The organism is Nitrincola sp. (genome assembly GCF_048264025.1).
Taxonomy (GTDB): Bacteria; Pseudomonadota; Gammaproteobacteria; order Pseudomonadales; family Balneatricaceae; genus Nitrincola.
This window is the reverse complement of the sequence record NZ_JBLXDN010000064.1, coordinates 1-9,842: the sequence shown is the minus strand read 5'-3', so window position 1 is coordinate 9,842 and position 9,842 is coordinate 1. Positions and strand designations below refer to the sequence as shown.

8 protein-coding genes are annotated in these 9,842 nt (G+C 50.0%); all 8 read left to right on the top strand.

The window, feature by feature from the left end; translation table 11 throughout:
* Positions 1 to 332 precede the first annotated feature (332 nt).
* The gene (locus ACN0R1_RS20615; RefSeq protein WP_417586039.1) at positions 333 to 1,475 is read left to right on the top strand and encodes a flagellar basal body P-ring protein FlgI; all 1,143 of its coding nucleotides are present in this window, start codon (positions 333 to 335) and stop codon (positions 1,473 to 1,475) included.
* Complete coding sequence (locus ACN0R1_RS20610) at positions 1,475 to 1,822, top strand: rod-binding protein (protein ID WP_417586038.1); 348 nt, start codon at positions 1,475 to 1,477, stop codon at positions 1,820 to 1,822. Before ACN0R1_RS20615 ends, ACN0R1_RS20610 begins: the two co-directional genes overlap by 1 nt.
* Positions 1,823 to 1,824: 2 nt before the next feature.
* Positions 1,825 to 2,289, top strand: coding sequence for a hypothetical protein (locus ACN0R1_RS20605; RefSeq protein ID WP_417586037.1), 465 nt, complete (start codon positions 1,825 to 1,827; stop codon positions 2,287 to 2,289).
* Positions 2,290 to 2,306: 17 nt separating this feature from the next.
* A complete protein-coding gene (flgK, locus tag ACN0R1_RS20600; protein WP_417586036.1) occupies positions 2,307 to 4,715 on the top strand; it encodes a flagellar hook-associated protein FlgK in 2,409 nt (802 codons plus the stop codon).
* Positions 4,716 to 4,742: 27 nt separating this feature from the next.
* Positions 4,743 to 5,972, top strand: a complete 1,230-nt coding sequence (locus ACN0R1_RS20595) for a hypothetical protein (RefSeq protein WP_417586035.1) — start codon at positions 4,743 to 4,745, stop codon at positions 5,970 to 5,972.
* Between the two features lie 100 nt (positions 5,973 to 6,072).
* Positions 6,073 to 6,543 (top strand): flagellar assembly protein FliW, encoded by a 471-nt coding sequence (gene fliW, locus ACN0R1_RS20590; protein WP_417586034.1) that lies wholly within the window; start codon positions 6,073 to 6,075, stop codon positions 6,541 to 6,543.
* Between the two features lie 17 nt (positions 6,544 to 6,560).
* Positions 6,561 to 8,858, top strand: coding sequence for a tetratricopeptide repeat protein (locus ACN0R1_RS20585; protein ID WP_417586033.1), 2,298 nt, complete (start codon positions 6,561 to 6,563; stop codon positions 8,856 to 8,858).
* 260 nt (positions 8,859 to 9,118) lie between these two features.
* A partial coding sequence (locus ACN0R1_RS20580) for a flagellin (protein ID WP_417586032.1) occupies positions 9,119 to 9,842 on the top strand: 724 nt, incomplete at its 3' end.

The following is a 9,842-nucleotide window of genomic DNA, read 5'->3' as shown; positions in this document are numbered from 1 at the left end:
GGCCAGTCCTCGATCTTACAATAAGCTCGACCGTACGACCAAATCAGGGACAATCCCGATCAACGCGCTAATGTTGTTTACAGAGTCTCCCTCAATCACGGGAACCGCGCAACGGGAAAAAAATGCCGGGTAGACATAAACAAGATGCTGCACAGATCCCCATATCTGCAATGAGCCGTGTTTTCTCTTAATTTCCGGTGAATTGATCACCATCCTCCCCGGAAAGCTCCAGTTGGCACGATTTTCGCAATTAAGCTGGCAATCGCGGTTCAATGATCAATCGCACCATTTGTCGGATGCATCGCATCCCAAGTCAAAGCGGAACAAAGAATATGATCACAGGTCTTGGCAAAATAGCACGCACAGCGACATTTACAGTCGTATTGGGAATGCTCGCCCTGACGCAGCTTTCCCCTGCGCATGCCCAGTCACGGATTAAGGATATCGCCGATTTCGAAGGCGTACGTGACAACATGCTGGTTGGTTATGGCCTTGTGGTTGGCTTGAATGGCACGGGTGACGATCTTGGCGATGCAGAATTTACCCGCCAGAGCATGGTCGCCATGCTCGAACGTTTGGGCATCAATGTCCGCGAACAAATCGAAGATGTTGATTCTGATAATATTGCTGCCGTCATGGTCACCGCAACGCTGCCACCGTTTTCCCGCCAAGGTGCGCGCATTGATGTCAGCATCAGCGCAATCGGCACAGCCGAAAGCCTGCAGGGTGGAACACTTCTGGTAACACCGATGGTCGGTGCCGATGGGGAAGTCTATGCCGTCGCACAGGGTAACCTTGCGGTTGGTGGTTTCTCGGCCGGCGGCAATGCAGAAACCATTGTGAAAGGTGTTCCGACATCCGCACGGATTGCAAGTGGTGGCATCGTTGAACGCGAAATCGACTTCAACCTGAATTCCATGCAGGACATGTCCGTTATTTTGCGCAATCCTGATTTTACAACCGCACGCCGGGTTTCAGATGCAATTAATGCCTACCTTGGTGAAGTTTCTGCCCGTGCAAGCGATCCGGGCACAGTTCGCCTGAATATTCCGGAACGGTACAATCAGAATGTCGTTGCCCTTTTGACCGACATTGAACAGCTTCGGGTTGAGCCTGATCAGATTGCCCGCGTTGTCATTGACGAGAACACCGGCACCATCGTTATGGGTGAGAATGTCCGGATTAACCGTGTGGCCATTGCACAAGGCAACTTGACGATCCGAGTAACTGAAAGCCAACAGGTCTCACAACCATCACCATTTTCTGATGCCGGAACGACTGAAGTTGTCGACCGCACCAATGTTCAAGTCGATGAAGGTCAGGACAACCAGCTTGGTGTTCTTAACAGTGGTGTCAGCCTTCAGGAGCTGGTCAATGGCTTAAACAGCCTTGGCGTTGGCCCACGCGATATGATCACCATTTTACAAGCAATCAAGACATCCGGCGCCCTTCAGGCTGAAATCGAGGTGATGTGATGATGACCGACGGCTCAACCGCAATGATGGCACAGGCACAGGCCAGTGCGCAGTATGGTTCGCAGAACAATATGGCCTCGCGGATGAATTCGCTTACGGATGGTCATATCAAGACCGAAGAAGAAGCCCGTGAAGCCGGCAATGAATTTGAATCAATGTTTCTTGGTCAAATGCTTAGCCACATGTTTGAAGGCATACAGACCAACGAGCTTTTTGGCGGCGGACATGGCGAGACAATGATGCGTTCCATGCTTGTCGAGGAATACGCCAAAGAAATGAACCGCGCAGGTGGCATCGGAATTGCAGATGCTGTCACACGTGAAATCCTCAGAATCCAGGAGGGGTAAAAATGACCACTCAAGAGTTGGTTACAGAACTGAAAAGCGTCACTTACGACCTGATGTCCCTGCTGGAACGTGAAACCACGGACCTGCGGACATTAGCACCGGCAGAATATGAACAATTCATATCGGAAAAATCTGCCCTGTCGATGCAATATGAGCAGCTGGTTATCAAGTTGCGCGGTCGCGGCGAAGAGCTTCGCTCCATGCCTGAAGAAGATCGCGCCGAACTGCGCGAACTTCAGGCCGAATTTCAGGAAACCGCACGCCGTAACATGATCGCCCTTCAGGCGGCAAAAGCCACCAACGAACGGATGGTTCAGGCCATTGTCCGCGCGGTCAATGACAAGTCCAAAGAAGATTGCACGACATATAACCGTTCGGCAAAAGCCAGCAAAGCATCGCTGGGTGGCTATGGCCGAACGATGAACAAATCCTCCGGTGGCGCATATAGCGTCAATGAAACGCTTTAAGGGCAAAGGCACATATCATGTCACTGACCCAGGCACTCAACACTGCGATTACCGGCCTTAACACGGCACAGAGCCGCATTGCGATCACGTCTTCGAACATCTCGAACGTGAATACAGCAGGCTATTCAAGAAAGATCGCAGGTCAGGAAACCCTTACCCTCGACGGTATCGGTGCCGGTTCTCAGGTTGCCGATATTTATCGCAACGTCAATGAGGGCCTGGTACGTGAAATGCGCGGCGAACTTGGCAAAGCCGGGCGCGAAGAAGTACGCTATGAGTTCTTCCAGCGTGTTCAAACCTTGTTTGGCACCCCCCAGTCGGATGCCGCGATCAGTCAACGTATCAGCGACCTTGCCGATGCGTTCGAGCAGCTTGGCGTCACGCCGGATCAAACCTCTCCACGTATCGAAGCAATTGAAAGCGCGATCCAGGTGATGGAATCGTTCGAGAAGCTTTCAAGTCAGCTTCAGGACATGCGTGATGATATTGATGACCAAATTACCGATGAAGTAGATACTGCAAACACCCTGCTCAGTCAGATTGCAGATCTTAACACCGGCATCATTCGCCTGAACAACCTTGGCCAGCCAACCACTGAACTGGAAGATCAGCGCGACCAGAAATTAAACCAGCTTTCAAAAATCATCGATATTACGACTTTCTCACGCAGTGACGGGTCGATGGTGATTTATTCGGCAGCCGGTGCCAATACCCTGCTTGATCGCACACCAAACACCCTTTCCTTTACCCAAACCGCCGGTTTTGAACCGGGAACAGGTGGTTCTGGTGTATCCTTGGACGGCGAGGACATTACCGACACGCTGCGCACGGGTACCCTTAAAGGCCTGTTTGAAATGCGCGATTCGGAAATTCCTGCGTTGAACGACCAAATCAACGAGCTTGCCGGTGAATTGCGTGATGCCATTAACGAAGAACATAACAAAGGCACGTCATTCCCGCCACCAGCCAACCTTTCGGGAAACCGTACCGTCGCGACCAGCGACCCTCTAACGGCAACCGGTGCTTTTCGCGTTGCTGCACTCGATGAAGATGGTCAACTTATTGCTACCGATAGCTGGTCAGACATCGCGCTTCCGACCACACCAGCAACGGTTCAGGGGATTATCGATGCGATCAACGGTTCGGATGCCGGCTCTTACCTGACGGCATCTCTTATTGACAATAAACTTGTTATCGAAGGCCAAGACGGCAACCGCGTCGCGATCAACGAACTCGACAGCGAGATCACCACGGGTGATGGCCGCCAGCAAGGCATGTCGCATTATTTCGGGCTGAATGATTTTATCGCCACAACCAAAAACTCTGCCACAATCACCTCAGCTGCCCAAAGCAGCTCGACCACGGCACTTAATGTCACAGCAAACTCACTTACCATCTCAGCCGGGTCGGGTGTGCTGGTTGGCGGGCTTACAGTCAACTACACAGCAACGGATTCTCTTGAAGACGTTCGTGATAGCATTCGTACAGCCCTTCAAGGGGCTGGAATGACGGTTGCAGCCTCAGAAGAAGCCGCTTTCCTCGTCGAAGATGGTGATCGTTATCGTCTGGTCATTGAGTATAGCTCGAATATCTCTATCAACGATTCCGGAACAATGTCGACCAAGATTGGCCTTACCGAAGATCAGCCAAATCTTTCGGGTAATATGGACGTTTCAGCCGCTATTCAAAATGACCCATCCCGCATTGTACGTGGTCAGATGAATGCTGATACCTACAAGACGACGACCGCGGTCGTTGACCCGGAGGCTGCAATCCCGAACTTGGGTCCGCTTGTTCCACCGCCGCTGAACTATACCCTGACTGTTAGCGGTGACTTTACCGATGTAGATATCGATTATGACACCACAACGTCCCTGCAAGATATTGCAGATGCAATCAACAACAGCGCGACCCTGACCGATAACAACATCACTGCTGATGTTGTCTTCGACAGCCAGATCGGTGGCTATAAGTTAAGCATCACAGACGCGGATGGTGATCCATTCTATTTCAGTGATGATGGCTTACCCAACGCAGATGCCATAACCACTGTCCTTGGCCTTGGCATTCAATTTGGTATTCACGAAGGTGACAACAGTGCCGCGCTATCACTCAGCCACACCTTCGAACGGACCGATATCGCGTTTGAAGCAACTGACGGACTTTCGAGTGAACGCACTTCACTAACCGACTATGCCGCAGGCATTGTTGCCACCGCCGCAACCCGAACCAAAGTTGCTGAAAGCTCTTATGAATTTCAATCCAACCTTGTCACAGATCTGAGCACCCGCATCCAGAACGAGGCAGGCGTGAACCTTGATGAAGAAATGTCAGATTTGATCATCTTCCAACGCGCCTACACCGCATCAGCCCAAGTAATTTCAACGGTTGATGAAATGTTTGATGCATTGCTCAATGCAGTTTAAACTGCGGCTTAGAATAGTGAGGACGCCATGGTATCTCGTGTCGCAACCTATACAAACCATACTTTGCTTTCGGATCTAGCAATCCGAAATGCATCGCGCGTAACGGATCTGCAGAACCAAGCATCAAGCGGTTATAAATCGCGTAGCTATGCCGGTATTGCAGACAGCGCACAGCGCCTATTGAATCTAGAAGGTGAATACACCCGTACCGAGCAATATCTGCGCAACACCACGCAAACCAAACTGCGCCTGCAAAGCATGGAAACGGCTGTCGACAGTATGATTACTGTCGCAACGCAGATGAAGACATTGCTGATACAGGCAAGCTCAAACTTACAGGCTGCTGACGTTAATGTGCGCAGTCAGGCAACTCAAGCCCTTGAACAAGTAGCCAACCTGCTCAATGCAAATCTTGATGGCCGGTATCTGTTTGCGGGTGGTCGCTCTGAAGAACCGGCGGTAAATATCGAAAAGATGTCAGCTCCGGACAACTATATCAGCTCGGATGATAACGACCTCACCAACTCAACGACCCTCGCCGGTCTCAGTGTAACCTCTGGACAACTGCAGATCGTCAGCACCGACTTGGACGGAAACAGTGTCACTTCAACGGTGAACTATAATGCCGCGACAGACGATATTGGTGACATAATGGATGCGATTAACAGTGTCACAACCAACGGAGCAATCGCAGCCTTGCGCGGCCTTGGCGATGAGGGAAACACACGCCTGAACATCGAAAATGTCGGCAATGGATCAATCACAGTAACTGAAACTGGTGCCGGCGACCTTCTTACTGTTCTGGGAATGGAAAAAATCCCCAATCCGCGCGTAGATACAGACTATTATAACGGAGACCAGCAGATCTTGGACGTACGGGTCGACGACCAATATAATATTTCTTACGGTATTTTAGCTGACAACCCCGCCTTCCAAAAGCTTATTCAAGGACTTGGCGTTGCTGCTGGGACCGAAGATGAAGACGCACTTGTGGTCGCAATTGGCTATATTTCCGAAGCCATTGAAGATTTGCCTAACGTACAAGGTCAAATTGGACTTGATATTGCCAATATCGAACGTTTTGAAACACGCCACGAAGATTTCAAGGTATTTGCCGCACAAGCAATCAGCGACATTGAAACCGTCGATGTCCCATTGACGCTTGCCGAACTGACACAGCACGAAACTGCTTTGCAGGCGAGTTTTATCTCAATATCCCGAGCAGCAGATTTATCTTTGGCTAACTATTTGCGTTGATTACATAGATTAGTGAAATATATTTTTAACTGTTTTACTGGCCTACTACTGTAAACACAGCGTTCAAACAAAACCTTTCGACCGTCGGAGTATCACGGGAATGGAAACCGAAAACGTCGCCGAAAATGAAACACCTGAATCGGTCACCGTGGAAACACGTTTTGGCGACATCGAATTCAGCTGGGATAAAGGCATTTATATGCCTGTTGGCCTTCTTGGCTTTCCGGATCACCACGTATTTGGATTGGCAAACATTCCAAATGCATCCCTTGATCAGTTCAAGCTTTATCAAAGCCTGACGGACGCAAACCTGTCCTTCTTCGTTGCGCCATACAATATGGAAAGCGATGTTTATGACGACAAGGATTTGACGATAGCTCAGAAAAGCCTTGCGATCAGCAGTTCGGATATGGCGATTTTAATGGTTGTCACCATTCGCAGTGCACCAGGCGGACAAGGCGTTACAATGTCAACCAACGTACGTGCCCCGATCATTGTCGATACAGGGCGTCAAGTCGCATGGCAGCATGTCATGCGCAATGATCGCTACCCTGTACAATTGGACCTTTGAAAAAGACTAGGCCCCAAATGAACAGAAGTGAACGCCGACGCAACGAAAAAAAATCCCGATCAGAAGTTTCGAAATCAACAACGCGGCCGCCATCGGCCGCGTTGCCTATAATATCCGAAGAACTACAACAACTTATTTCTGAAGGAAAAAAGCAGCATGCGACCGGCGACCTGCCAAAGGCCGTTGAAACATATGCCCGCATCCTGGCAATTGACCCGAAACAACCGACGGCCCTTTATTTACTAGGAGTCGCGTTTCTGCAATCTGGCCAACATGACAAAGCGGTGGAATTCTTACAGACATCATTATCTGTTTTTCCCGATAATGCCGAAGCAAACAACAATCTGGGCGTCGCATTCAATGCCACCGGAAAGACGGCCGATGCAGAAGAAAGCTATCGCCGCGCCATTGCGATAAGACCCGATTATGTCGCGGCGCATAAAAATCTTGGTGCCCTGTTAGCAACTGCCGACAAGCTTGAGGCAGGCCTCGAATGCTATCGCAAGACAGTAAGCCTTGCGCCCAATAATGCAGAAGGGCACAAAGCCATTGGTGATATCCTAACCAAACAGCAGAGATACGAAGAAGCTCTTGAAAGTTACTTGCGGGCGCGGGTCATCAATCCGATGGACGCTGATGTACTTACCTCGGCAGGCATCACACTCCAATTCCTGTCACGCCATCAAGAAGCTCTAAAACTTCATAGCCAAGCGATAAACTTCCGCCCAGATGAAGAACGCCATTGGACAGCCTTCAGCGATTGTGTTTCAAGCATGTCCTTTTCTAGCACTAATGATGACCTCGAAACATCCCTGCTGGCACTTCTTGAAAAGAGCGACTTGTCACCAGCGACTTTAATGTTCCCAATCGTGAGTGCCCTAAGACATCGCAAGGAGTTTGCACGTCTTCTTGACATGTCCAACACTCTCTCGGGCAATGACCCATCATTTCTGAACAACATAAACGCCCTAACGCAATCTCAACTTTTTATGCGTCTACTTACCCGCGTACCGATTGCGGATTTACGCATTGAAAGGCTTTTGACGTCCCTTCGTCGGATTTTGCTGTACAAAACGTCGCAGGGTGAAAACCTCGACAACGAGATCGGTTTCATCGCTGCCCTCGCACAACAGTGCTTCATTACTGAATATGCTTACGCTATCGACGAGCAAGAGCAGAAGAATTTTGAGAATTTAAAACATCGGATCGAAGAGCTGCTCTCCCAAGCTCAGGACGTTTCGCCATGTTTATGGTTGCTCGTCGGCTGCTACGAGCCCCTAAAAAACATCTCATGGGCGCCGGACATACCCGTTCCGAAAGACGACAGTCACATCTTACAAGCTTATCGGCTGCAGGTCACTGACCCAGCAACCGAGAGAGCACTAAGCCAGACAATCCCACAAATCACAGAAATACAAGACAGCACCTCGCAAAGCGTGCGCGCACAATACGAAGAAAACCCCTATCCGCGCTGGATCCACACTTCTCGTCTTGCACCGAAATCCGTAAAGGACGTTCTGTGCTCTCCCCCGCTTTCATTCAAGCTGGACGATTATGATCCGCCAAAGAGCCTTAACACGCTGGTGGCTGGCTGTGGAACCGGACAGCATGCCATTCAAGCTGCGTCGCGTTTTTCAGGTTCAAAAGTAACTGCTGTCGATCTAAGCCTTGGAAGCCTTTCATATGCCTTACGTAAAACCCGGGAAATGGGTTTGGGGAATATCGAATATATTCAGGGCGATATCCTTCAACTCGGCAAGATCGGCCAACAGTTTGATATAATTGAATGCGGTGGTGTGCTCCATCACATGGCAGACCCTATTCAAGGATGGGAGGTATTGGTTAACCTTCTGCGTGATGGCGGCCTAATGAAGATTGGGCTTTACAGTGAAATGGGCCGTCCAGATATCATCGCTGCACGCAACTTTATCAAACAAGGCGGCTATGGCACATCGGCATCAGAAATCCGCCGTTGCCGGCAAGATATCGTCGCGGCTGCTGAAAAGGGCAACCCTGAGCTGATACAACTTTGTATGCGTGGCGATTTTTATAGCCTAAGCCCATGCAGAGATTTGATTTTCCATGTGCAGGAACATCGCTTCACGATCCCCGAAATTGCGCGTGCGTTAGATAAGCTGGGTCTTGAGTTCATCGGATTTGAAACACCCACACCGCAAACTCTGGTTCAGTTCAGAAAAGTAAACCCTGCATGCCCTAAAAGCCTACTGCTAGATCGTTGGCATCGGTTTGAAGAACGCTTTCCCGATACTTTCAGAGGCATGTATCAGTTTTGGTGCCGCAAGGCAGGACGGTAATTTTTGCCGACTCAATCCTCTTGGGCAATTTCTGCACGTTTCAACAATGCGACATACACACCTAAGAAACTCAGACACTTGGCCCATTAACTCAAGAACTGGCACAACTATTGCGTTCACTCTCGACAGATAGTACGGTATAACTCAGGATTGCATTCTGAGTAACGGGCTGGGGCTAGTTTTTGAATAGCTACCGAGCTCGGTGACGCACTGGTGACGAGTGATGAATCGCCGCACGCAACTAACGTAGGAATAGAAAGATGGCTCTCAATATCATTTCAAACTATGCCGCCAACGTTGCTCACCGCAACCTGAGCAATTCGGATGAAATGGCAACCCGATCGCTTTCCAAACTTTCATCTGGGACTCGGGTTGTTTCTGCTCGAGACGATGCCGCTTCAATGGCCATTGGCGCCCGTCTAAATTCACAGGTAGAGGCCCTAAAGACTGCCACGGTCAACGTTGGGCAAGCGAATTCGATGCTTCAAATCGCCGATGGCGGCATGTCAACCATCAACGACGTGCTGACTAGGATGAAAACTCTAGCCGTTCAAGCTGCTTCAGATAACCTGTCAAGCACCGAACGCGGTTTCCTTAATGACGAGTTTCAGGCGCTCGACCTAGAGGTCTCCCGTGTCGCTGATTCTACATCATTTAACGGCGTCAATTTGCTGTCTGGTCAAACAACCTTTGGCGTAGACCCAACTGCTGTCGGCACGAACATTGAAGCCGCTGATGGCTTTGCGGCCTTCACAATCAACAGCGATGCAGGATTGGTGGCTGCTGATACGATCTCGATCACCTTCGACAACGTTACCAACACCATGACCCTCACCAACACCGACCAAGCGAATTTCTCGCAGTCGGTTGATTTGGATGATATTGGCGTTACCGCCTTGGCTGGTGCTGAGACTGCAGACGTTGAATTTGGCGCACTTGGTATTACGCTTACCTTGAACTCCGCATTCGCCTTTGGTACTGATA

Coding starts and splice junctions, on each gene's coding strand:
- ACN0R1_RS20595 (WP_417586035.1), top strand. CDS start 4,743: ATGGTATCTCGTGTCGCAACCTATACAAACCATACTTTGCTTTCGGAT.
- ACN0R1_RS20605 (WP_417586037.1), top strand. CDS start 1,825: ATGACCACTCAAGAGTTGGTTACAGAACTGAAAAGCGTCACTTACGAC.
- ACN0R1_RS20615 (WP_417586039.1), top strand. CDS start 333: ATGATCACAGGTCTTGGCAAAATAGCACGCACAGCGACATTTACAGTC.
- fliW (WP_417586034.1), top strand. CDS start 6,073: ATGGAAACCGAAAACGTCGCCGAAAATGAAACACCTGAATCGGTCACC.
- flgK (WP_417586036.1), top strand. CDS start 2,307: ATGTCACTGACCCAGGCACTCAACACTGCGATTACCGGCCTTAACACG.
- ACN0R1_RS20585 (WP_417586033.1), top strand. CDS start 6,561: ATGAACAGAAGTGAACGCCGACGCAACGAAAAAAAATCCCGATCAGAA.
- ACN0R1_RS20610 (WP_417586038.1), top strand. CDS start 1,475: ATGATGACCGACGGCTCAACCGCAATGATGGCACAGGCACAGGCCAGT.